A 25313-nucleotide genomic window follows, 5' to 3' on the forward strand; every position below is an offset into this window, starting at 1 on the left:
TGGTCTCCTATGTTATTTTTTAACTTCAATATCACTACCTATTGGCATTTTATCATAAGTCCGTTGCCCGATAGGCACGCGGTAGCCTTTTTCCCTGACGAGTATAGAGCCAACAGGGCATACATCCATGGCTTTCTGGGCAAGCTCATCCGTGAGTGCGAGAGCCAATTTGGGATCAATATGGACACGCAGTTTATTGCCCCTGCGATGATAAGCGAAAATGCTCCTACCTTTCTCATCTTTGATGGCTTTGATACACCGTTTGCAGAGGATGCATCTGTTCTGGTCCTTGATGATCTTGGGATGGGAGGCGTCGACTTCCCTAACGGGAAAAGTATAAGGAAACCGCGGGGCCAGCATTCCAAAGCGGTATGCCAAAGCCTGGAGCATACAATTCCCGCTCTTTTCACAGAATGGGCAGTAATGGTTTCCTTCCACAAATAAAGCCTCGAGGATAATCTTCCTCTGCTCTATCAAAGCAGGTGTGTCGTTTATTATTTCCATCCCATCGAAAACCTGAAGTGAACAGGCAGTCATCGGCAGCCCATTGACATAAACCGTACAAATTCTGCAGCATGACTTGGGATTGACACCCGGTATGTTGCAGAGTGTTGGAATATAAATGCCATTGTCGCGTGCCGCGTCGACAAGGAATTGCCCTTTTTCACCCTTGCAGGTGACACCATCGATCGTAAATGCTATTTTCTCGCTCATAACAACTGTAATTTTTTTATCCATTAATTATAGATTGCTCACGCTCACGCTTCTTTAAGGTTAGGAATTCTTCCCACATAGTCGCATGACTCCTGCACAGCAGCCTTCATGTCGAACTCGCTGATAAAATCCTTATCTTTCTGCAGCTTGCTCTCATAGAGGTGTCTGAAACTTTTAATGCTGGTGACTATCGGGTTGCCGGCGGTTTGGCCAAGGCCACAGCGGCTGATCTTCAGCAACTGTCCCAGTTCAAGAAGCTCATCGATATCTTTTTTGATACCCTTACCGTTTATGATTCTGAGTAACGTTTTCCGCATGATCACCGGGAAATTACGGCATGTGGAGCATGAGCCGCATGACTCTTCAATGAAGAAATCCATGAAGTTCAGTACCACATCGTTCAATATATCCCAGTTAGGGCCAATAATGATCATAGAGCCCCCTGTTGCCAAGTCGGCATAACTTAGTGTCCTGTTGAATTCATCGGGTCCGATGAGAGTTCCGGAGGGACCACCTACCTGAACAGCCTGAACATGCACCGCCCCGGTCATTTCCAACATGTCTTTTATACTGAAACCCCAGGGAACTTCATACACACCAGGGTATTTGCAATCGCCCGAAATACTCAGGACTTTTGATCCCGAAGATTCCTTTGTGCCTATTGACTTATACCATTCACTGCCATTATTGATGATCCTGACAACAGCGCCGAGTGTTTCAACATTATTAACTACTGTGGGTTTATCGAGATATCCTTTTTCAACGGGGAAAGGAGGCCTGTCCCTGGGTTCACCCCTTCTACCTTCAGCCGACTCCAGCAAAGCGGATTCTTCGCCGCAAACATAAGCGCCGGCACCATACTGGATACGAATATCAAAATCAAATCCTTCCTTGCCGAGGATGGCTTTGCCAAGCAACTTCCTGTCTCTCAAATCATAAAGAATATTGTTCAGGAACTTTTCGAGATACTTGTATTCGTACCTGAGATAGAGCACACCCAACCTGGCACCGGTGGCATAACCAGCAATGGTCATACCTTCAAATACGAGATAAGGAAATTGTGTGAGGATGACACGATCTTTAAATGTGCCTGGCTCGCCCTCATCGGCATTGCAGAAGATAAAACGCTCCGTTTCCCTAGCTTTGCGGCAGAACTCCCACTTTAACCCTGTCGGGAAGCCAGCACCACCCCTGCCACGCAGGTTCGAATCTTTAACGATTTCAATTACCGCCTCAGGACTTATACTGATAATTCTTTTCAAGGCATCACCCGGATTGCCGGCATCTGACAATATGAGGCCTACCCTTCTGATGTTATTATTCACCATCGCTTTAACAAGGACAGAGCCATTATTTCCATCGCCATAGCCTTCGGTGAACATCTCATCCACACGCTTTCCCGCTTTCATATCTTTCACAAGTTCCTTCACCCTGAATGGTGTCAGTCTTGTGAAGACAACATTGTTGATCAGTGCGGCAGGTTCCTGGTCGTTCATACCGATGTCGGATGTTTCGAACAGGCCTATCAGACCATCAGGTGACACCGAACCAAATTTGCAGCCAACTTCCTTCTCGAAGGCTTTTGCCACCTCATCCATACCCATCATCCTGGCAACAAGGCTGTTGTTGAGATAAACGGTATACTTTCCCCTGGATTCCTGCGAGAAAAAATGATAGAAAGATAACGTCTGCAAAATGTCGACACCAGAAAGCCCAAGTTCCTGGGCCAGATAATTGACCGTTTCATCCGACACACATCCCACCTCCGATTGAATATCAATAAGGATATCAATTAATCGTGTCGGGTCTTTCCGGTATTTTCCAACAATGGTTTGTACTGAAGCATTCATAAAATGAATTTATTTTTTGTTAGTTATCTCAGTATTTCTTCTTAAAATCAGATTATCAGTTTATTAACCGATATTTGTTAATATATTAACAGAACAAAATTAGTCCGATTTTTTAATATATCAAACGCAGGTTTAAAATTTAGAATGTATATAAATTATATCAAGATATTGCGCACAAACCTTTATAGGGACTTAATCCATTTGTCGCTCATGTCCCATTTCATCCGCATGCGACATATTTCGTAATTTTGCCGTCTCTTTTGGAAAAGCACATGTCAGAAAATCCCGTAAATACGTATCAGATAAAAATCGAAGGCCTCGTGCAGGGTGTCGGCTTCCGGCCTTTCATATACCGCCTGGCCATGGATATGCATCTGAAAGGCTGCGTGGAGAACAGGAATGACGGGGTTTTGATAAAGATAAACAGTGACTGGAAAACGGTGAATGATTTTATACATTCGATTGAAACCTCAGCTCCTGTCGCATCGCGTATATTTTCAATATATAGTGAAGAGATCAGGAACGAAGATTTTTCTGATTTCACGATTACCAAAAGTGCAAACATCTCGGATGAAATAACCGAAATAAGCCCGGATATTGCCGTTTGCGAGGAATGTCTCCGCGACATGAAAACACAGTTGCACCGCAAGGATTACCCGTTCATCAATTGCACCAACTGCGGACCACGGTTCACCATTATCAGGGATTTGCCTTATGACAGGGATAAAACTACCATGGAACCCTTTCCTCTCTGTGATATCTGCTCAAAGGAATATCATGACATCATGGATCGCCGGTTTCATGCGCAGCCTATTGCATGCCTTGACTGTGGCCCTGAATACATATTGTACCAAAAAAATGAAATTTATCATGACTTCCACACCATACTTGATCGGGTGGCAGCCCTTCTCGAAAACGGCCAAATCGTTGCTGTTAAAGGAATGGGAGGCTATCACCTGGCTTGCGATGCGGAGAATGAGGCAGCTGTCGGTCGTTTGAGGGAATGTAAAAATCGTGATGGGAAGCCTTTTGCGGTCATGTTCAGGGACATTGCCCATCTGAATAATTTTGCCCACGTCTCGGTTGAAGAAGAAATATTGCTATCTTCATGGAAAAGACCGATTGTCATCCTCAATGAAAAGAGACAATTGGCCTTTAGCGTCAGCAACGGTTTTAAAACCATAGGCGCCATGCTTCCCTACCTGCCTCTGCACACGCTTCTCTTCGAAAAGATCCAGTTGCCGGCTATTGTGCTGACATCCGGAAATATTTCCGACGAACCAATTGTTATTGATGACGAAGAAGCTAAGAAGATCCTTTTGCCCATCGCTGACGCATTATTGTGCTATAACCGGAAGATTTTCAACAGGACCGATGATTCGGTGCTGATGGTCGTAAACAATAAGGAAAGACTCATCAGGCGGTCGCGAGGCTATGTCCCTTCACCTGTCAGGCTAAACCTCAATGTAGATGGCATTCTGGCTGCCGGCGCTGAGCTGGTCAACTGCTTTTGCATCGGTAAAGGCCGCCAGGCATTCCTCAGCCAGCATATCGGTGACCTTAAAAACCTTGAAACACTCGATTTCTATAGTGAATCCGCAGATCATTTTAAAAAGCTTTTCCGAATCAAGCCGGAACTGGTCGTTGCGGATATGCATCCTGATTACTTGTCAACCCGTTATGCCTTTCAGCTGGGTCTCCCGACTATTCAGGTCCAGCATCATCATGCTCACATCGCATCCTGCATGGCAGAATGCGGACTGGATGAAAAGGTTATCGGTATTGCCCTTGACGGCACAGGTTACGGTGATGATCAATGTATATGGGGCGCTGAATTTATGGTCTGCGACCTGGCTGACTATGAACGCCTTGTACATTTTGATTATGTCGCTGCTCCCGGTGGAGATAAAGTGATACATGAACCCTGGCGAATGGCTGTTGCATATCTTTACCAAACGTATGGAACGCATCTCGTTGATCTTGGATTGCCATTTCTTTCAGGATATGACCAGCAAAAAATATTTATGGTGATGAATATGATCGAAAAAAGCATCAACAGCCCATTGACTTCCAGTGCCGGAAGGCTGTTTGATGCTATTGCTGCCCTCACTAATCTATGCCCTGAGCCGAGCTTTCATGCCGAAGCACCCATGCGTCTTGAGCAAGTTCTTGACCACACCTGCACTTACAGCTATCCTTTCTCGTTAAATTCGACAATTGTATTTCATGAGATGATCCGCGCAATTGTCAATGACATTAGCAATGGCGTACCTGTACCGATCATCTCGGCAAAATTCCACAATACAATAATTAATGCTATTTTCGCAGCCGCGAATATGATCCGAAACAGCCACCATCTGAAAAAAGTGGTCATATCTGGCGGAAGTTTTCAAAACAGATATATTCTGGGTAAAATTGAAAACCTTCTGTCGGCGAAAGGATTCGAGGTTTATACTCACAGTGCTGTACCTTCCAATGATGGGGGCATTGCACTCGGACAGATAGCGGTGGCAGCAAAAAGAAGGAGTTTGTCATGTGTTTGAGCATACCGGCAAAAGTGATTGCCATCAATGAAGACATGGCTACCGTATCAGTGGGCGGAACTATTTACAATGCCAGCTTACAGATTGTTGAAAATGTCGACATAGGCGACTATGTTCTCATCCATACCGGATTTGTTATTCAAAAACTGAGCGCTGAAGAAGCACAAGAAACACTCAGTCTGTTTAGTGAGCTTATAGCGATTGATAGGGAAATTGAAAAAGCAGAGAGGCGAGAGACGAAGAGCGAAGAGCGAATGGCGAAGAGCGAATGGCGGGAGGCGAGAAAAAAAAGACGAAATAAATAACCGGAAGCAGGAGAGGCAGGATGAAATATATTGATGAATACCGGGATAAAGAAATTGTAGCAACGATCGTTGCTGGTATCCGGCGCATATCCCGGAAAGAGATAGCCCTGATGGAGGTATGCGGAGGCCATACCATGGCCATTCACAAATTCGGCATTCCCTATCTTCTTCCTGAAAACATCAAACTTCTATCCGGTCCGGGTTGTCCTGTATGCGTGTCATCACGGCACTATATTGATCAAGCTATCGCATACAGCCGTCTCAATAATACCATCATAACCACCTTTGGCGATCTGATGCGTGTTCCCGGATCGACGTCCTCACTTGAAAAGGAAAAAGCTGCCGGTGCTGAGATAATTATCGTTTATTCTATTCTGGATGCGCTTCAGATTGCTGAAAGAAATTCCTCAAAAAAAGTCATCTTTCTGGCTATCGGCTTTGAAACGACTGCACCGGGCAGTGCTGCCGGCGTTCTGAATGCAGCAAATAGGGGTGTGAAAAACTTTTTGCTTTTCAGTTCACACAAAGTCATGCCTCCGGCAATGAAAGCCCTTATCCATGAAGGTGTAAAAATCGATGGATACATCGCACCCGGCCATGTGAGCACCATTACAGGAACTGACATGTATAAAGAAATCACAGACAAGTATGGTTTGGGATGTGTCATATCGGGATTTGAACCTGTCGACCTGCTACAGTCGATATACATGCTGGTGAAACAGGCAGAAACAGGACGACCTGCAGTGGAGATACAATACCGCCGGGCTGTCAGACCTGAAGGAAACCTCAAGGCAAAAGAGATACTTAATGAGGTTTTTACATACAGGGATGACTGGTGGCGGGGACTTGGCATCCTGAAAGATAGCGGTCTGGCGCCAAAACCCAGGTACCGCGAATGGGATGCAGAACAAATGATTCCTGTCGATGTTGAAGAAACCAGGGAAGAAAAGGGATGCATTTGCGGTGAGATATTAAAAGGTCTGAAATCGCCTGGTGACTGCAAATTATTTGGCAGGGACTGCACACCATCCGATCCTGTTGGCACCTGCATGGTCTCAAATGAAGGTTCATGTCATGCATTTTATAAATATGGCCGCAAAGGATAAATATATTTTACTGGGTCATGGCAGTGGAGGTAAGCTGTCGCATGAGCTGCTCAGGGAGGTGTTTCTCCGGCATTTCAGCAATCCTGAGCTCAACAGACTGACTGACTCGGCTCTCATCGAGGCCGGTGAAACTGACCTGGCTTTCACCACTGATGCATTTGTGGTGGAACCTCTTTTTTTCCCGGGCGGAGATATCGGTAAACTGGCAGTTGCAGGAACTGTCAATGACCTTGCAGTTTCAGGCGCTACACCTCTTTTTATTAGCTCATCATTTATCATTGAAGAGGGTTTTTCGCTGGATGATCTGGAGAAAATAGTCAAATCCATGGCCATGGAAGCCGGGCAGGCTGGAGTTAAGATAGTGGCAGGCGATACTAAAGTTGTCAACAAAGGAAAATGTGATAAACTTTTCATATCCACATCCGGCATCGGACTGATTGATAAGGGACATAAGCACATAAGCACCGGAAACCTTATTCGGCCAGGCGATAAGATCATTATTAATGGAAGTGTAGGTGATCATGGCATGGCGGTTATGGCAGCACGTGAGTTTTTAAATTTCAGGACCGATATCCTGTCGGACTGCGCCAGCCTGAATCATCTTATTAAAAAAGCCATGCAATGCTCTTCACAGATCCATTTCATGCGTGACGCCACACGCGGAGGCCTGTCAACAGTGCTCGCCGAACTGGCCGAAGATAAAAAATTCGGCATTGTCATTGAAGAATCTGCCATACTTGTCAGGGAAAATGTCAGAGGCATGTGCGAATTGCTGGGTTATGACCCGTTATATGTTGCCAATGAGGGTAAGGCCGTCATGGTTGTAAGTGAAGATGATGCATCTGCAGTTGTTGACACATTAAAAAATGATCCGCTTGGGAAAGAAGCTTCAATCATTGGTGAGGTCGTGGATAACCATCACGGGATTGTATGGGTCAATACGGTGATAGGCGGTAAGAGGATACTCGACATGCTGGCAGGTGAGCAATTACCACGTATCTGCTGATGCGATCCAAGATTTAATAAATATCATATTCCTTATAGAACTTCCTTATTGCATCGGACAAATCCTCAAAAGCAACATAGTGTTGTGTACATCCGCTACGTGAGCAGATGTTAACGCGGCCTCCAATCTCAAGGATGAATGGAACCATCGGTGCATCACACACTCTGCACAGCTCAGTACTTTTCATTTCTTTATTGCAGTTAGGACAATAGATCCTGGCAATTTCACCCTTTGGAAGCTCAATGTCGCTTTCATGATCATAACAACCATAGATCGAACACAAATGAATGGTGCCCCGGTTATTGGCAATCTCAATATTCAATTTAATGCTAGGTCGCTCTTTCAGCGCATAGTTATAGTCCATCAGGGATTTATGGCAATTGGGACATTTAACATTGAAGGAAATGATCTTGGTCATTTTGTATCTCCTTGTAAATATGATTATTAATTGTCGGTTCTTTCCAACGCTAAAGATATGTAAAATTACGAATATCAACTACAAAAATTTAGTTTCAGGATGATTAATTATTACTCTGTCACCAGGAAACTGGCATCCTTATTTTATATAATTTTGGTACTTTCTTAATCGTTGGTGCTATAAAGAGATAAAGGTAATATGCATGAGATGTCCTTAGCATTAGGGATTATCGACCTCGCGGAAGAGGAGACAAAAAAGGCAGAGGCCGTATCTGTAGCAGAAATTGAACTGGAGATAGGTGAACTTTCGGGCGTTGTAGTTGAAGCTCTGGAATTTGCTTTGGAGGTGGCAGTGAAGGAAACGGTTTTAGACGGCGCAAAGAGGATCATTCATAAAATTTCAGGCCAGGCTGGATGCAATGATTGCCAAAATGTATTTTCTGTCAGTGATCTTTATACCCCCTGTCCCTTGTGTTGTGGATTTAATACGCGGATTATCAGGGGGCTGGAGCTGAGGGTGAAATCTTTAATTGTCCCATAGCCCATGACTTAAGTCATGGGTGACTTATAAAAAAATTTTAATTGCTAATTAAATGTGTGATACTTGTGGCTGCGGCCAGCCTGATAACGGCATAACCATTCATATTCCGGGAGAAGAACCTGTTCATCAACATTCTCATATACATTCTCATGGCGACATCGTTCATACCCATGACCATACACATGATCATCTCCATGACGATACCCATGATCATCATCCGGATGATCACAGTCATTCACATAGCCGGGAAATCAAAGTTGAACAGGACATATTGCAAAAGAACAATCTGCTGGCGGAAAGAAACCGCGGATTCTTTGAGGCAAAAAACATATTTGCCATCAACCTGGTCAGCTCGCCCGGTTCGGGAAAGACAACACTGCTTGAACGCACTATCAGGGAATTGACGGATATCTCCTACTATATCATTGAGGGTGACCAGCAGACGATGAATGATGCGTTACGGATAAAAGCTACAGGAGCCCCGGTAGTGCAAATCAATACCGGGACAGGCTGCCACCTTGATGCACATATGGTGAGCGATGCCGTGAAAATTTTGCAGCCCTCCGGCCATTCCCTTTTGTTTATTGAAAATGTCGGTAACCTTGTGTGCCCTGCGCTGTTCGACCTTGGCGAAGCGAATCGCATGGTCATCATGAGTGTCACTGAAGGTGATGATAAACCTTTGAAGTACCCCAACATGTTCAGCTCATCGCAGATATGCATGATAAATAAAACCGATCTCCTCCCTTATGTTGATTTTGATATGGAAAAGGCAAAATCGTATGCCTTGCAGGTCAATCATCACCTCAGCTTTTTCGAAGTGTCCACCAGAACCGGTGAGGGTATGAAAGAATGGTACGCTTGGCTGAAAAAGAAAATGACATTGTAATGTAATGCTTTGATATTCATCATATTATATTGGGATTCTAATCTTTAAATGTGACAAAATTGTTTTTTTTGAGTAATTATTTGCATTTATCAAACCGCCCGCATACCTTTGCTTTGTTATTCCGTTAACAATGTTATTCCGGTAACTTAACGCTATTATTTTAATAATGAAGAAATTACCAGATAAGACTGTGGAACGCCTTAGTCAATACAGGCGTGCATTATTGATATGGAATGCCAGCCATAAGCAGCATATATTTTCGCATGAACTGGCCGGTTTGTTGCATATCACGCCTGTACAGGTCAGACGGGACATAATGCTAATAGGATATACAGGGACTTTGCGGAAAGGCTATGATGTAAAAGAACTTATTGATCTTATCGGTAGGATTATTGATACGGAGGAAGGGATCAACGCCTGTGTGGTTGGCATCGGTAACCTCGGTCGGGCTATTATACGCTATTTCAGCGGAAAACGAACAAAATTATCCATCATTGCTGCCTTTGATACCAATACCGACAAGGTTGGCCGCAACTTCACCGGCGTGCCCTGTTATCATCCCGACAGGCTGGCCGAGATCATTGAAAAAGAAAATATCCGCATTGCCATATTAACTGTACCGGCCGAAGTTGCTGCATCGGTGGCCAATACCATGGTTAATGCCGGAATCAAAGGTATTATCAATTACACTCCCACTGCTCTTAATGTTGATGAAGATATCTATCTTGGAGAATATGACATGATTACGTCACTGGAAAAAGCCGCCTACTTCGTTAAAATGAATTCCCTGCCCTGACAATCCCAATATTTCATTGGATATTCATTCCTCATTAATTGTCATGTATTGTCATGAATAGTCATGTATTGTCATAAGGGAATGGGGCACAAAAGAATTACATTTATCTGATCATTGATCATTGATTTCACCTGAGTGGCGCCTTGAAAATATTTATTGTGCCTTTAAATTCATCATTACTGAAATAACCAATACATTTCAACACAAAGTAGTAGGTGCCATCGGAAAGATTTCCACCATCCCATTCCCCGCTGATATAATTATTTTTCTCATAGACCTTCTTACCCCACCGGTTATAGATGACAATGGAATTGCCTAGGTATTTATCCAGGTCAGTGATGACGAATGTATCATTTATTCCATCGCCATTGGGAGTAAATATATTTGGAATCACAAGCTGAACTTCTTTAACTTCAATGATCTGCGTCAGGGAATCGATGCATCCGTTATTGCCGGTCACCCTGAGTGTGACATCATAGCTATCGACAGCAGGAAAAGTTTGAACGGGGTTCTCAAGGATGGATGTCAAGTCTTTACCGAAAGTCCAGTACCATGTGCTGGCATCGGTGGTTTTACTGGTGAATGTGACAACAGGATTCTGGAAATATACCTCTTCGGGAAGATAGGTAAATTCAACCTGGGGTAACGGTTTGGCATCCACCTGAAAGTCCTTTTCTATTTTACATCGTACGGTGTCGGTCACCGTAATTGAATAATCCACACTATCAGTAAGTCCCAGTGCCAGCGTGTCGCCCTGAAGATAAAGGATCATCTTATCCCACTCAATAAGATAGGGAGCTGTACCTCCACTCACGTGAGCCAGCATGGTGGCTTTTTTCTCACCCGGACACCCCATGTCAATCTGTTCAAGATCAAGTTTTAACTCCGGATTAACTGTCACAGTGATGCTGTCGACGCAATAATTTAAACTGTCGGTAACATAAGCATAATAGGTGGTAGATGTTTTGGGAGCCTCGGCTATGGCCGGCATGGTATCACCTGTGCTCCAGCTATAATAATAATTAAAAACAGATCCTGTCCGGTACAAAGCCTGTATCTCACTGGTATCCAACGGGCAGGTATAAATGCTGATATCATCCAGGCGTCCGACAAAATAGGAAAATTCTTTCTGGATGCTATCGCTGCGGCCAAAATAGATCAGGTTCTTCACCGGATTCAGAATCGGATTATCCCACGACTGGGCCTGCCTCACACCGTCAATCCATATCTCATTGGGTGCAGCACTGGTATCATAGACCACATACAGATGATGCCACTCAGCGAATTCAGGCTTGGTAACCGTTTCAAACTGAAAATTATTTGGTGATCCATCGCCTTCATAATGGTCCACACTTATCCGTCCCACCTTGTCACCATTAATGAAATCGGGATATAAACCTAATATTGAAGTGCGCAATTGTCCATTGCTGTAATCAAAAATTGTAGGGAACATGTTCTCAGGGTACCAGTTGCTTGTGTCAGGTGCACGGAACCAGAGTGCAAAAGCTAGGCTACCGGTGCGCAAACCGATGGATCCTATCATATAGCTGTCGACCCCGTTAAAGCTAAAAGCACTGTTGGGATGGCCGAACCTGTCGGTGACAAGCACGGCACCAAAAGGATATAAATGGTAACCATTCCCGCTCTCGTCATTTGAGTTTCCATTGAATGGATAATAGGCTATCAGGCAATCAGGCAATTTCTGCTTTACATTAAGAGTAATGGAATCACCATAGCAGATCAGGGTATCATTCTGGATGATCCTACCGCTAATGAGATTGATATATACGGAATCATTGACGACGCTCCCAGCACTGTCAAATGTCACCTTATATGTGTCTGTTTCAAACACCCAAATTCCACTTGTAGTATCACCAGTATTCCAGGAATAGGAGACATAACCGGTGTCTGCATACACAAACACACTGTCGGTCGTACAGAACATTGCCGTATCGACGGAGTAAATATTAACCGTATCAATAAGGGGAGTCTGACCTTGCGTTAATATATAACCAGTAAGCAAAATAAACAGTAGATATACTTTCTTCATGGGAATGACATCATTGAAAAGCAAAAATAGTCATTAATTGGAAATTCACCAGAAATCCACAGAAATTCAACAGACAGATAACGGCAAAAACCGCAATTTGTTATACATCTGTGAGTACAACTGTTTGCTTCCTGAGCCTGAATCTCAATAAATTTTATACAGATAATCATCCGCAGGATTAGTATCAAGAGATATTTGCCTCATATTCATGCCATTATGACATATTATCCAATTATTATGCTGACAAAAATTCCGTTTCTCAAAGATAAAATCCTGTGGCAAATGTTTTGATGTCTGCCAACTCCGTCAAGGTATTAATGACAAAGGAGAATTCATATGAACTACAATAATTTCACGATAAAATCGCAGGAAGCCATTCAGAAAGCCCAGGAAATTGCCCAAGCCTACCAGCAGCAGGCGATAGAAACCGCACATATTTTAAAGGCCATGCTGGCTGTTGATGACACTGTACTGCCGTTCCTGCTGAAGAAGATGGATGTCGACTTACCCATGATGGCACAGTCTCTGGAAAAAACCATTACCACTTTTCCGAAGGTGGCCGGCGGCGAGCAATATCTATCAGGTGATGCTTCCAAAGCACTCCAGAAATCGGGTAGCTACCTTAAAGAATTCGGTGACGAATTCATAACGCTCGAGCATTTATTACTGGGGATACTGGCAGGTCACGACACCGCAGCCCGCCTGCTTAAAGATTCCGGTGTGAATGAAAAAGACCTGTTAAAGGCTATCCGGGAACTGCGAAAAGGGTCGGCAGTTAAAAGCCAGACAGCGGAGGAGACCTATAATGCGCTGAATAAATATGCACGTAATCTGAATGAAATGGCGCGTTCCGGTAAACTTGACCCAGTTATTGGAAGAGATGAGGAGATTAGGCGGATACTCCAGATCTTATCGCGAAGGACAAAAAACAATCCAATTCTCATCGGGGAGCCCGGAGTTGGTAAAACTGCCATCGCTGAAGGTCTTGCCCACAGGATCATCAATGGCGATGTACCTGATAACCTCACATCCAAGCAGATCTATTCACTCGATATGGCCGCACTGATCGCCGGTGCTAAATATAAAGGTGAGTTTGAGGAACGGTTGAAAAGCGTCGTAAATGAAATCATACAATCCGACGGCGATATTGTTTTATTCATTGATGAAATACACACACTGGTTGGTGCCGGTGCCGGTGAAGGCGCCATGGACGCTGCCAATATCCTTAAACCTGCTCTGGCGAAAGGTGAGTTAAGGGCCATTGGTGCCACAACTCTCAAGGAATATCAAAAGTATTTTGAAAAAGATAAGGCTCTCGAACGGCGATTCCAGATCGTCATGGTTAATGAACCGGATACCATGGCTTCGATCTCCATACTCAGGGGATTGAAAGAGAGATATGAAACGCACCACCATGTCCGTATCAAGGATGAAGCCATTATTGCTGCTGTCGAATTGTCGCAGCGCTATATAACTGACCGGTTCCTACCGGATAAAGCCATCGACCTCATCGATGAAGCGGCGGCAAAATTAAGGCTTGAGATCAATTCAGTTCCTGAATCCATAGATGAAATTGAGAGGAAGATCACCCAGCTTGAAATCGAACGTGAAGCGATCAAAAGAGAAAATGACCCGGTTAAACTTAAGGATCTCACAGCCGAAATAGCCAATCTCAACGATGAACGCAAACATCTGAGAGCCAAATGGCAATCGGAAAAAGAAGTGGTGGAAAACATACAGCAGTGTAAAAATGCGATTGAAAATTATAGATATGAAGCTGAGCGGGCTGAACGCGATGGCGATTATGGCCAGGTTGCCGAATTGAGGTATGGTAAGATAAAACAGGCAGAACTTGAGCTAGAAAACTTCAAGAAAACGCTCAATGAGATGCAGGTCGATTCTGCACTGATTAATGAAGAGGTTGGCGCCGAGGAAATAGCCGAAATTGTATCACGATGGACAGGAATACCTGTTACCAGAATGTTACAAAGTGAAAAAGAAAAATTGCTGAATCTTGAGAATGAGCTGCACAAACGCGTTGTCGGGCAGGATGAAGCTATAAGTGCCATTTCCGATGCCATCCGCCGCAGCCGTGCCGGCTTACAGGATGCCAAAAGGCCCATAGGCTCCTTCATTTTCCTCGGCACTACGGGTGTCGGAAAAACTGAACTGGCTAAAGCTTTGGCAGAATTCCTATTTAATGATGAAAACTCCATGGTCCGCATGGATATGTCGGAGTATCAGGAACGCCATACCGTGTCACGTCTGATCGGCGCTCCGCCAGGTTATATCGGCTATGAAGAAGGTGGTCAGTTAACCGAAAAGATCAGACGGAAACCCTATTCCGTCGTTCTGCTGGATGAAATTGAAAAGGCTCATCCCGATGTCTTTAATATCCTTCTCCAGGTTCTCGATGAAGGACGACTCACCGATAACAAAGGACGGACAGCGGATTTCAAGAATACGGTCATCATTATGACGTCGAATATCGGATCGCAACTGATACAGGAAAATCTCCAAAGAATGAACGATACAAACAAGGAGGACCTTATCAGAGAAATCCGTCAAAATGTATTTGACCTCCTCAGACGCTCGATAAGGCCTGAATTCCTGAACAGAATCGACGAAATAATCATGTTCAATCCCTTGAACCGAAATGAGATACGACAGATAGTCGTCCTGCAACTGGAGGCTGTGATTCACATGCTTGCAAAAAATGATATCGGATTAAGGGTCACCAATAAAGCTGTGGATCTCATAGCAGAAAATGGTTACGATCCGCAATACGGCGCCAGACCGCTGAAACGTCTGATCCAGCGCGAGATACTTAATGAGCTTTCGAGGATGATACTGTCAGGAAAAGTGAATAAAGAAAAGGAAATCGTTGTTGATATTAAGGACAATAAGCTAATATTCAGTAATTAATAAGTAACAATTCATTATCGGTCAGTGAGCAGGATTTGAGGTAAGATTTAATTTCAATCCAAACCTTGATTATTGCAATTTTCTATAATTTTGGACGTCTTAACAATAAATCTTCTACTTATGAAACAAATCATTTTGACCATTACAGGATGTATCATCCTGAGCTTGGCTTTCGCCCAAGGGCCTTCATCCGGGAAAATCCGTATCGGAGGCGGCCTCGCCTATGGTAGTGAGATTAAAAACCTGGGATTAAATATCCTTGGAACATACGATATAACCGATAACATCCGGGTAGCTCCAAATCTGACTATTTTTATGCCCCACAAAGATGAATTCATCGGATGGACCTATAAACTCGGTCTATGGGAGCTGAACCTCGATGCTCATTATATTATTCCTGTCAATAACGACATGTTCGACGTATATCCGCTGGCTGGTATCAACATTGCTTTTCTGACATCCAAAGGCGAGGTTACGGATCCTACATTGCAGGGAAATCCAGTGTATGAATTTTCCACTTCCGATGTCAAATTCGGCCTTAACCTCGGTGTTGGCGGAGAATACCCGATATCTGAACAGCTGGGTGTATTCCTTGAACTGAGATATGCCATCAGTGATTTTGACCAATTTGTCGTAAAGACCGGAGTGGCTTACCGTTTATAATGACTTACAGTATGAAATTAATAACACGGATTTTTTTTATCATCATTTCATTGTCCTTTTTTTTAGCCTGCTCGAACCGTGCAGATATTCAGAAAGAGACTGAAACCCTGCTGCAGGCCGACAGAGACTTCTCCAACGTTTCAAGGGAGAAGGGGATGAAAGCATCTTTCCTTGAGCATATTTCGGACGACTGCGTCCTGCTGCGTGCACAGCAAAAACCCATTGAAGGTCGAACAGCCATTGAGGCCACTTTCGCCAGGTTTTCAGATGAAAATTCTATATTGACATGGGAGCCGCTGAAAGCAGTTGTCTCAGAATCGGGAGATCTCGGTTACACCTATGGTATCTGGGAATCAAAACTCAAAGATACAACAGGTCTTGTTTTCAAGGGTACCTATCTGTCAATCTGGAAGAAAAATGCCGATGGAAAATGGAAAGTCGTCCTGGATACAGGCAATCCTGGAATTAAATGATGACCGGAAAGGTAATTTTTTAGCATGTCCGATAAACCCAAGGCACTGATATGGGACTGGAATGGCACCCTGCTCGACGACACCGACATTTGTGTGGAGGCCATGAATCAAATCCTCACAGAACGTCATATGGGCAGTATCACAAGACAATATTACCGGGAGGTTTTTACATTTCCTGTCCAGGATTACTATCGTATGCTTGGCTTTGACTTTGAAAAAGATGCATGGGATAAAGTGGCCATTGAGTTCATCGATATATATCTTCAAAAACTTGTATCCTGCTCATTACATCACAATGCCTTGGATATCGTCAGACACTTCCATACAAAAAATTATTTGCAGGTTGTCCTTTCCGCGATGGAGCAAAATGCCCTCCGGGATTCCATTGCGAAAAGAGGTCTGTTACCTTATTTCGACATCGTTGCAGGCATCAGCAACCATTATGCAGCAGGTAAGATCGATATAGCCAGAAATCTGATGAATACAATAAAAACAGTGCCTCAGGAGATATGTCTTATTGGAGATTCGATACATGATCACGAAGTGGCTTTGGCCTTAAATTGCAGATGCATTCTGATCGCCAACGGGCACCAGACGTATGAACGACTGATAAAAACCGGCAGAGTGGTATTACAAGAACTTATGGATATAAAAGATATTATCAGATAGGATGATCTTATCGCCTCACGAATGAAAAAAATTCCGAAGTGTGATGAACCATTCATTCCTCTGTTTCGATGTAGATCACCTCACTAGTTAGAAATCCGCCCTTGTATATTCTTTTCTTTTGTAAGGAACCGTTTTCAATATAATAAGACCATTCTCCCTCACGGTCATCATTCAGGTACTTGCCGGAAAGAAGTACCTGTTTGTTTGGATAGAACATGATAAAAAGTCCGTCCTTTTTATCGGCGGCATAATTCCCTTCCAGTTTCTTCTCACCTTCAGGATAATATTGTCGCCATGGACCCTGCCTCAGGTCATTGTCATAGGAGATTTCTTCGGAAACGGTGTCATTGGGGTAAAAAGTTTTCCAGACACCTGATCGCATGCCATTCCGGTAAAATTCCTCCGACACCAGGGTACCAGCCTCATTGTAATAGAGCCAAGTGCTGTCTTTATGATTTCCGCTGTAATTACCCTGGCCCATCTTTATACCATTGGGATGATACATCTCCGACCGGCGGAAATCATTATCCAGGTAGTACATCAGCGCTTTTAACCGGCCATTGCCGTAATAATACTTGAATTCCCCGACAGGCTTGTCATCCTTGAAAAAACCTTCATACTTCAGGGTATCCTTTTCATACTTCCTCCAATAGCCCTGCTTTTTGCCATTCTGATCCGTCCGGTTTAATGTATCGACGGATTGTGCTTTTAAGGTGACACATAACCCGGATATAAGTAAAATGATCGGAAAAATCATCCTATTAATCATAGTATTCTCTTTAGCCGATTTAACAATATCACTAAACGAAAAGATAAGGGCTTTAATTATTCTAATATTATTTTTGGACTAAATTTGCAACGGCAAAGGTAAATAAAGTTATATAAACAGTTTGTTTTTGTATGACCCTGTCGTCTAAACTTCTGGAAGAGGCTGTCAATGCTTTGGCAAAGCTGCCCGGTATTGGAAGAAAAACGGCTTTGCGGCTGGCTTTATTTCTTCTTAATGAAGAAAAAAAAGATGTGGAAGCCTTTACGACGGCTATTTCTAAGATGCGGGAAGAAATCTTGCATTGCAAAATATGTCATAACATTTCCGACAATGATATCTGCCAGATATGTTCGAGTCCCAAACGCAATAAGACCCAGTTATGCGTGGTTATGGACACACGGGATGTAATGGCTATTGAGAATACTTCACAATACAATGGTGTTTACCATGTTCTGGGAGGCATCATATCTCCTATTGAGGGGATAGGTCCCCATGATCTGACCATTGATGACCTTGAGATGAAGGTGACCGCGGATCCTGTTGAGGAGATCATCCTTGCGCTACCGACCACCATTGAAGGCGACACCACCTGCTTTTACATTTATAAACGCTTAAAAGAGCATGACGTAAAAATTTCGACCATTGCACGTGGTATTGCAGTCGGCGATGAGTTGGAATATGCTGATGAAGTGACACTGGGACGCTCAATCCTCAATCGCACGCCTTATATAAATATATTGATGAAATGACCTGCCATTGCTATTTTTGATCCTTGGCCGGCCCGGCTTCCCTGAATAAATCGAGCTGTTTCTCCGTCACAAAATAGTGCTCCGGAACTTCCAGTGCAAAGTTATCGAGGTATTTCTGTATGTTTTTCTTAATCAGTTTTATTGGCGTTGTGCCACGTGCCTTACAATAATTCATTAACGACCTCTTTTGCCTGGCAGAAACTTTAAATTGTACCGTCTTAAACCGGACAATCTTTCTTTTCTTCTTTTTTCGCATTACAGGTATAATTGTGAATTTATTTTGTTTATGATTGGCTAACTTAGCGAATATTTTCCAAATGACTTTTTCAATATCCAAAGATTTCCTGAAGCTTGGCTGCCAGGTCCGATCCTCTCAAAGCAGTCGTAATGATTTTACCTTCGCGGTCGATCAATACGGAAAATGGAATAGCTCTCACGGCATATGCTTTGGCGGCCACAGAGTTAAAACGTTTCAGGTCGCTGACCTGGGTCCATGTCAGGCTGTCTTTTTCAATGGCTTTTATCCAACCACTACGTTCGCTGTCAAGCGAAACACCATATACCTCAAAACCTGCGTCGTGATATTTACGATATATATTCACGACATTAGGATTTTCCCTGCGGCATGGTCCACACCATGAGGCCCAGAAATCAATAAGCACAATGTGCCCGCGAAGTGACGACAGGCTGATGATCTTTCCATCCGGATCCGGAAGATTGATGTCCTGTGCAAGCATCCCCGGCTGTATATTCTTTTGAGCGGTTACCGAATAATTAAGCTCGACAACAAAAGGATTATCAGGATATAAAGCATACAAGGCATCGTTGACTTTAATGAAGGTAGAAAGGTTCTCCTTTATATCAAGTCTGTTGAGATAATACAGGTTGGCAGGCGATTGTGGATTTGTTTCAGCAAACTGCCTTATATAGGTCTTTCTTTCCCCATCAAGTTTCTTCAACTCGTTATCCATCATGATCAGCGTTGCACTATCCTTTCCTTCCTGACTCTTCTGCAAGGCTTTAAATGATTTATACAAAGTGTCGATCTCCAGGTCATATTTTTTAACTGCCTGGCTAAGGGAAAAGAGCAGACTTGTGTTTTGTGAACCGGATATCACAGGATTTTCATAGATACGGTCTGACGTGGAGGTGATCGTCACCTGCTCCCCCGGCAGCAATATCAGAGCCATATAATTATTTTCGCTAAGCTTGAGCTTTACAAAGTCCAAACCCTTCACATTCAGTGTCAATTTAAATGTACCATCATCCCCCAAAGGGCACGAAGCAATGATTTGCGGTTTTTTACTATAATCTTCAATGACAATATCAGATAAAGAAGTATCTGCCCGCATACTACCCTGAATCGTCACGGTTTTGTTTTGCGATGACAGGGAGCATGCCTGTCCCATCAGAATAGTGATGAAAAGTATGGAGATGATCTGGAGTTGTTTCATTATACTTATTTGAGAACATTTGCGGCAAAAATACTCCATTTTATTTAATCAATGAGACTCAAATTTTTCAAACACAGTGCTGAAAAATTTGCAAGTCGAATTGATCCCGACTGTGAAGCAAGTCGGGATCGGTGACGACGAAGTGATTTGTTGATAAAATAATCTCGTCACTTCTTATGGACAGAGTATACAATTTCATACTTTTGAGGCATGACAGACAAAAAAGATCAAAACAGCACACGCCGCAGGGCATATAGTAAAGCGGCTGTTACCCAGGACATTCTGGATCAGGGCAAGCTACCTCCGCAGGCTGTTGAGCTGGAAGAAGCTGTTCTCGGAGCGCTGATGCTCGAGAAGGATGCGCTGACCATGGTCATTGATTTCCTGAAGCCTGAGATGTTTTATAAGGAGTCGCACCAGGTGGTTTACTCTGCCATTCAAAGGCTTTTTTCCAAATCGGAGCCAATCGATATTCTGACTGTCATCAATGAACTCAAATCATCGGCTGAGCTGGATGTTGTCGGCGGTCCCTATTTTATAACACAGCTCACTAACCGTGTGGCATCAGCAGCCAACATTGAATTCCATGCACGTATCATTTTACAGAAGTATATCCAGCGTGAACTGATCGCCATATCATCAGGCATTATCCGCGATGCTTACGAAGACACCTCCGATCCGTTTGATCTTCTGGATAAGGCAGAGGGTAACTTATTCGATCTGAGCGAAAGCAACCTCCGGAGGAATTATATCGATATGAGGGCTCTTGTTGCCGAAGCCATACGTGAGATGCAAGCGGCAAGGGAGCATGAAGAAGGAATGCGTGGTGTGCCATCAGGATTCACCGAACTCGACAGGGTCACATCCGGTTTTCAGAAATCCGACCTGATTATAATAGCCTCCCGTCCCGGTATGGGTAAAACCGCCTTGGCCATGTCAATTGCCAGAAATGTGGCCGTTGAATTCAAACGCCCTGTGGCTTTCTTCTCCCTGGAAATGTCAGCCCTGCAACTGGTGACAAGGTTGATATCGAGTGAGACATCCATCTCGGCAGATAAAATTAAAAAAGGCACTCTTGATCAGTCGGAATGGGACCAGTTAAATGTTAAAATAGGGAAACTGATCGATGCACCTCTTTTTATTGACGACACCCCAGCCCTGTCAGTGTTTGAGCTTAGAGCCAAATGCCGCCGTCTTAAAGCACAACACGACGTACAGTTGGTCGTCCTCGACTATCTTCAGCTCATGTCGTCGCCGTCCGAAGGCCGTGGCAACAGAGAACAGGAAATAAGCAATATATCCCGCTCCATAAAAGCTCTCTCCAAAGAGCTTAACATTCCGATCATCGCCCTCTCGCAGCTCAGCAGGGCTGTTGAAACAAGAACCGGATTAAAGAAACCTATCCTCTCCGACCTGCGTGAATCAGGTGCCATAGAGCAGGACGCCGACCTGGTCATCTTTATTTACAGACCTGAGTATTATAAGATCACTGAAGACAGTGAAGGTAATTCCCTTGCAGGATATGCAGAAATCATTATTGCCAAGCACCGTAATGGATCTACTGCTGATATTGCCCTGCGGTTTATCTCCAGGTATGCCAGGTTCGTTGACATGAGCCCTGAAGAACGGCAGTGGAAACTGGCTAAAATAAACCTGGATGAGGAAAGCCAACCCATGACTTACACAGTGCCTTCCAAAATGAATGACATGCCCGACGAAGAGTCGCCTTTCTGATTACTTTAACATTATTTAAGATTATAAAGCCATCCATGCAATGAGTACCTGGCCCGTCTCTATGGATTCTTTTGTACCTTTGCACAAGTTTATTATCGATGATGAAAAACAGGTTCACAATAGGAAAGATAGTTTTTATTTCAGCCCTGCTATCCATGCTCTTTCTGAATGCCAGAGCGGCCTATGTGCTCATTCCCATGGATGAAACACAGAAGAACCATCTTAAAGCTTATGGTATTGCTTATTGGATCCTTCAGATGGAACTGGAAGTGGACTGGTTATTAAACTACCGGGGTGGTAGTTTTGTCAGCCAGTATCATGAATTAATAGAGAATGAATGTACAGTCAGAGGGGTCACTTATACAATTCTTGCCGATGCGCAGTATACGGCTATTCTTCAGGATATTGCTGATCCTGAAGTGAATATGGATATAGTAAAATTGTATAAGGCGCCCCGCATAGCGGTTTACTCTCCGCCAAATAAATTGCCCTGGGATGATGCGGTCACCCTGGCGCTCACCTACGCCGAGATACCGTATGACGTCGTCTATGACGAAGAGGTGCTGGATGGCGCTCTTCCAATGTATGATTGGTTGCACCTGCATCATGAAGATTTTACGGGTCAGTATGGTAAATTCTGGAGAGCCTTCAAAGATATTGCCTGGTACCAGGAAGATGTGCGTATCTCGGAAGAACTCGCGCAAAAGCTCGGTTTCACCAAGGTGTCGGAATGTAAGCTGGCAGTATCCCGGAAAATCAGAGATTATGTTGCCGGAGGAGGCTATCTTTTCGCGATGTGTTCCGCACCCGACAGTTTTGATGTTGCTCTGTCGGCAGACGGTGTGGATATCTGCGATGTGATGTTCGACGGTGATCCGCCCGACGCGGATGCACAATCGAAATTGAACTACTCGAATTGCTTTGCATTTACCGACTTTACCTTAAGCACAAATCCTTACGAGTATGAGATATCCTCAATAGATGTCACCGACCGCAGACGCATACCACAGAATGAAGATTTTTTCACCCTGTTTGAATTTTCAGCCAAATGGGACCCTGTTCCAACCATGCTCTGTCAGAATCACCAGATGATCATCAATGGATTTATGGGACAGACCACTGCGTTTGATGAACGGTTTATCAAACCCAACGTCCTTATCATGGGTGAGCTCAAATCGGCACGTGAAGCACGCTATATTCATGGTGAATTTGGAAACGGCACATGGACTTTTCTCGGCGGCCATGACCCGGAAGATTACAGGCATAATGTCGGCGATCCGGCGACAGACCTGAATTTATTTCCTAACTCTCCGGGATACAGGCTAATACTCAATAACATCCTTTTTCCGGCAGCCAGAAAGCAGAAGCAAAAAACATAAAAACAGATTGCTGATTAGACAGAATCCTTAGAAGTGATTAGTCCATGACGAATTGCATATCCACTGTGTATCCATCCCCGTTGATTGAAATGCCGGCATACTTATCGCAGGCACCCGGAACAGGGTATCCAAAATCTATCGCGCCCTCCCCGATGCTGCTGTTATAGAAATCTTTGATGTAGTAATCAAATATGCCGTCACTCAGGAAGTGACAATCAGCATCTTTTATCAGCGAATAATCGGCATGGACGCTGACAGAAAACCTCATGCTGTCGCTGGAGAGTCCTGACATATATGCTTCCGGAATGACGACCTGATTGGCCAGCCCAACAAGCTGGGCATGTTCAATTGCTTCAAAGCTGGTGGTATCTTTATGGTCATCAGGCCTGGTACGGATAATTAATACATCATTCATAGCAATGGAATATTTAAAACTATTTAATGATGGTCCTGGTCCCTCTATTCTAATGGTATCGAAACCCTGGACAGAATTTGAATCAACGATATAATCTAAAAAAGTGTAGCTTACCACACAGCCCGATTCGAAATACTTATCGGTCATTTGACCTGTGATCTTTCCCGACAAAGAATCCAGTGTCCGTGTGCCATAATCAAGCGTAAAACTTTTGGGATATGTGCTGACGTCGGCAGGCGTGACTGTTACCTGCGCCGAACCCCATTGGTATGTACCTGACGGATTAGCGGCAAGAGAATCTTCTAAAGTCTTTAAAACAGCATCAACCATAAAATTGGCTTCACTTTGGATTAAAAAAGCAAACATAAAATCTTCAGTAACCCTCTGGAAATTATAATATTTGATGTTATTATCCTTATCATTGCATGCCGGCGAAAGAATTAAAAGCCAGATGGTACCCGCTAAAAACAGAAATCTTTTCATAACTTACAATATTAAAAACCAGCTAAATTATTTTTTCTCAATGTTATGTCATTTAACATAAACCAAATAGGTATAAGTAAACGGATTGTCAGCACCAGAATCTACGTGTTGCTCTTCCATTAATTTCCAGTTACTGAAGTCTATTACAGGAAAAAATGTATCCCCGTCAAATGCCTGATGCACCTTTGTCAGGTAAAGTTTATTGGCATATTCAAAGAACTGCCTGTAAACCGATCCTCCTCCGATGACAAAATTCTCTTTGTCGCCATCGCACTTCTCAATGGCGTCTTCGATAGAATATGCCATGACACAACCCTCAATTATCTCACCGGGAATATCCGTGATAACCATATTTCTCCTGTTGGGCAATGGGCGCAGAGGCAGAGATTCATAAGTCCTTTTCCCCATAATAACCGTATGGCCGGAGGTCAATTTTTTGAATCTTTTCAGGTCGTCAGATATATGCCATAACAGTTGATTGTCTTTCCCGATGGCATTATTCTCGGCGATGGCCACTATGATCGATATATTCTTCATAATAATATAAAATCAAACCGATATCTCTCCTTTTATATGCGGATGTGAAATATAATTGACAAGCTCAAAGTCTTCAAATTTAAAGTCATTTATGGTTTTGACCATCGGATTAATTTTCATTTGGGGCAAAGGATAAGGTGTGCGTGTAAACTGGAGATTAACCTGGTCAATATGGTTAAGATAGATATGTGCATCACCGAGAGTATGGATGAACTCATAGGCTTTTAGACCCGTGACCTGAGCCATCATCATGGTCAAAAGTGAATAGGAGGCAATATTAAACGGCACACCCAGGAAAATATCGCAACTGCGCTGGTAAAGCTGGCATGACAGCCGGCCATTGCTAACATAAAACTGAAAGAGGAGATGGCAGGGTGGCAGGGCCATCTTATCGAGGTTGGCAACATTCCAGGCGCTGACAATATGCCGGCGTGAATCGGGATTGGTCCTTATCGATTCAATGACACGGGCAAGCTGGTCAATATGTTTTCCATCATATGCCGGCCACGACCGCCACTGATAACCATATACAGGTCCCAGCTCTCCATTTCCATCTGCCCATTCATCCCAAATGGTCACCTTGTTATCCTTTAAATACCTTATGTTTGTCTGGCCACTAATAAACCATAAAAGCTCATGGATAATCGACCGTAGATGCAGTTTCTTGGTAGTAAGTACGGGAAAACCCTCTTCAAGGTTAAAACGCATCTGGTATCCGAACACGCTAATGGTGCCGGTTCCTGTCCTGTCGACTTTTTTCACACCGTGATCCATTACATGCTGCAATAAATCCAGATACTGCTTCATAAATAGTGTTTTAATCAATAATGATCAACAGTTTAGGTT

The 25313-nt window shown here is 43.7% G+C and carries 24 protein-coding genes; 14 read left to right on the forward strand and 10 right to left on the reverse strand.

Going from position 1 to position 25313, the window contains the following annotated elements; translation table 11 throughout:
• Positions 1–12: 12 nt before the first annotated feature.
• A complete protein-coding gene (locus NT175_03620) occupies positions 13–714 on the reverse strand; it encodes a 2Fe-2S iron-sulfur cluster-binding protein (protein ID MCX6233797.1) in 702 nt (233 codons plus the stop codon).
• A 44-nt stretch (positions 715–758) separates the two neighbouring features.
• On the reverse strand, positions 759–2564 hold the full coding sequence (locus NT175_03625) for an NAD(P)H-dependent oxidoreductase subunit E (GenBank protein MCX6233798.1): 1806 nt from the start codon (positions 2562–2564) through the stop codon (positions 759–761).
• A gap of 272 nt (positions 2565–2836) precedes the next feature.
• On the opposite strand from NT175_03625, the gene hypF reads away from it, so the two are divergent.
• Genes hypF through hypE form a run of 4 tightly spaced genes read left to right on the forward strand, consistent with a single transcriptional unit; the run spans position 2837 to position 7524 of the window.
• Positions 2837–5107 carry a carbamoyltransferase HypF gene (gene hypF, locus NT175_03630; protein MCX6233799.1) on the forward strand — a complete coding sequence of 757 codons (2271 nt, stop codon included), beginning with the start codon at positions 2837–2839 and terminating at the stop codon, positions 5105–5107.
• Positions 5104–5412: a HypC/HybG/HupF family hydrogenase formation chaperone gene (locus tag NT175_03635; protein MCX6233800.1), complete on the forward strand. Its 309-nt coding sequence runs from the start codon at positions 5104–5106 to the stop codon at positions 5410–5412. The genes hypF and NT175_03635 overlap by 4 nt, the downstream gene beginning before the upstream one ends.
• Before the next feature lie 20 nt (positions 5413–5432).
• Positions 5433–6518 (forward strand): hydrogenase formation protein HypD, encoded by a 1086-nt coding sequence (hypD, locus tag NT175_03640; protein MCX6233801.1) that lies wholly within the window; start codon positions 5433–5435, stop codon positions 6516–6518.
• Entirely contained in the window at positions 6502–7524 is a 1023-nt protein-coding gene (hypE, locus tag NT175_03645) for a hydrogenase expression/formation protein HypE (protein ID MCX6233802.1), read from the forward strand. The genes hypD and hypE overlap by 17 nt, the downstream gene beginning before the upstream one ends.
• 13 nt (positions 7525–7537) lie before the next feature.
• Here hypE and NT175_03650 read toward each other — a convergent pair whose 3' ends face one another.
• Positions 7538–7942: a class I tRNA ligase family protein gene (locus NT175_03650; protein ID MCX6233803.1), complete on the reverse strand. Its 405-nt coding sequence runs from the start codon at positions 7940–7942 to the stop codon at positions 7538–7540.
• A gap of 207 nt (positions 7943–8149) precedes the next feature.
• On the opposite strand from NT175_03650, the gene NT175_03655 reads away from it, so the two are divergent.
• The 3 genes from NT175_03655 (at position 8150) to NT175_03665 (ending at position 10167) form a co-directional block, all read left to right on the forward strand.
• Positions 8150–8482, forward strand: coding sequence for a hydrogenase maturation nickel metallochaperone HypA (locus NT175_03655; GenBank protein ID MCX6233804.1), 333 nt, complete (start codon positions 8150–8152; stop codon positions 8480–8482).
• A 52-nt stretch (positions 8483–8534) separates the two neighbouring features.
• Positions 8535–9371, forward strand: a complete 837-nt coding sequence (gene hypB, locus NT175_03660) for a hydrogenase nickel incorporation protein HypB (GenBank protein MCX6233805.1) — start codon at positions 8535–8537, stop codon at positions 9369–9371.
• Positions 9372–9537: 166 nt separating this feature from the next.
• Complete coding sequence (locus tag NT175_03665; GenBank protein MCX6233806.1) at positions 9538–10167, forward strand: redox-sensing transcriptional repressor Rex; 630 nt, start codon at positions 9538–9540, stop codon at positions 10165–10167.
• Positions 10168–10294: 127 nt separating this feature from the next.
• Here the strand turns inward: NT175_03665 and NT175_03670 are convergent, their stop codons facing one another.
• Positions 10295–12217, reverse strand: coding sequence for a gliding motility-associated C-terminal domain-containing protein (locus tag NT175_03670; protein ID MCX6233807.1), 1923 nt, complete (start codon positions 12215–12217; stop codon positions 10295–10297).
• 336 nt (positions 12218–12553) lie between these two features.
• On the opposite strand from NT175_03670, the gene clpB reads away from it, so the two are divergent.
• From clpB to NT175_03690, 4 genes are all read left to right on the forward strand, one after another.
• Positions 12554–15142: an ATP-dependent chaperone ClpB gene (gene clpB, locus NT175_03675; protein ID MCX6233808.1), complete on the forward strand. Its 2589-nt coding sequence runs from the start codon at positions 12554–12556 to the stop codon at positions 15140–15142.
• Positions 15143–15262: 120 nt separating this feature from the next.
• Entirely contained in the window at positions 15263–15805 is a 543-nt protein-coding gene (locus tag NT175_03680; protein MCX6233809.1) for an outer membrane beta-barrel protein, read from the forward strand.
• A gap of 11 nt (positions 15806–15816) precedes the next feature.
• Positions 15817–16278 (forward strand): DUF4440 domain-containing protein, encoded by a 462-nt coding sequence (locus NT175_03685; protein ID MCX6233810.1) that lies wholly within the window; start codon positions 15817–15819, stop codon positions 16276–16278.
• Positions 16279–16302: 24 nt separating this feature from the next.
• Positions 16303–16947, forward strand: a complete 645-nt coding sequence (locus NT175_03690; GenBank protein ID MCX6233811.1) for an HAD hydrolase-like protein — start codon at positions 16303–16305, stop codon at positions 16945–16947.
• Positions 16948–16999: 52 nt separating this feature from the next.
• Here NT175_03690 and NT175_03695 read toward each other — a convergent pair whose 3' ends face one another.
• Positions 17000–17716, reverse strand: a complete 717-nt coding sequence (locus NT175_03695) for a toxin-antitoxin system YwqK family antitoxin (GenBank protein MCX6233812.1) — start codon at positions 17714–17716, stop codon at positions 17000–17002.
• 131 nt (positions 17717–17847) lie between these two features.
• On the opposite strand from NT175_03695, the gene recR reads away from it, so the two are divergent.
• Positions 17848–18465, forward strand: a complete 618-nt coding sequence (gene recR / locus NT175_03700; protein MCX6233813.1) for a recombination mediator RecR — start codon at positions 17848–17850, stop codon at positions 18463–18465.
• Between the two features lie 10 nt (positions 18466–18475).
• On the opposite strand, the gene NT175_03705 is transcribed toward recR, so the two are convergent.
• Both NT175_03705 and NT175_03710 read right to left on the reverse strand, forming a co-directional pair.
• Positions 18476–18640 (reverse strand): hypothetical protein, encoded by a 165-nt coding sequence (locus NT175_03705; GenBank protein MCX6233814.1) that lies wholly within the window; start codon positions 18638–18640, stop codon positions 18476–18478.
• Between the two features lie 151 nt (positions 18641–18791).
• Positions 18792–19919, reverse strand: coding sequence for a TlpA disulfide reductase family protein (locus tag NT175_03710; protein ID MCX6233815.1), 1128 nt, complete (start codon positions 19917–19919; stop codon positions 18792–18794).
• 210 nt (positions 19920–20129) lie between these two features.
• Between NT175_03710 and dnaB the strand changes: the two genes are divergently transcribed.
• Positions 20130–21653 carry a replicative DNA helicase gene (gene dnaB / locus NT175_03715; GenBank protein ID MCX6233816.1) on the forward strand — a complete coding sequence of 508 codons (1524 nt, stop codon included), beginning with the start codon at positions 20130–20132 and terminating at the stop codon, positions 21651–21653.
• A gap of 155 nt (positions 21654–21808) precedes the next feature.
• Positions 21809–23032 (forward strand): asparagine synthetase B, encoded by a 1224-nt coding sequence (locus NT175_03720; GenBank protein ID MCX6233817.1) that lies wholly within the window; start codon positions 21809–21811, stop codon positions 23030–23032.
• Positions 23033–23069: 37 nt separating this feature from the next.
• Here the strand turns inward: NT175_03720 and NT175_03725 are convergent, their stop codons facing one another.
• From NT175_03725 to NT175_03735, 3 genes are read right to left on the reverse strand one after another with little or no spacing between them, the layout of a single operon-like run.
• Positions 23070–23930: a hypothetical protein gene (locus NT175_03725; GenBank protein MCX6233818.1), complete on the reverse strand. Its 861-nt coding sequence runs from the start codon at positions 23928–23930 to the stop codon at positions 23070–23072.
• A gap of 48 nt (positions 23931–23978) precedes the next feature.
• Positions 23979–24467 carry a dihydrofolate reductase gene (locus NT175_03730; protein ID MCX6233819.1) on the reverse strand — a complete coding sequence of 163 codons (489 nt, stop codon included), beginning with the start codon at positions 24465–24467 and terminating at the stop codon, positions 23979–23981.
• Between the two features lie 12 nt (positions 24468–24479).
• Positions 24480–25274: a thymidylate synthase gene (locus NT175_03735; GenBank protein MCX6233820.1), complete on the reverse strand. Its 795-nt coding sequence runs from the start codon at positions 25272–25274 to the stop codon at positions 24480–24482.
• Positions 25275–25313 lie beyond the last annotated feature (39 nt).

It is taken from the genome of Bacteroidota bacterium, assembly GCA_026391695.1.
Lineage (GTDB): Bacteria > Bacteroidota > Bacteroidia > Bacteroidales > JAGONC01 > JAPLDP01.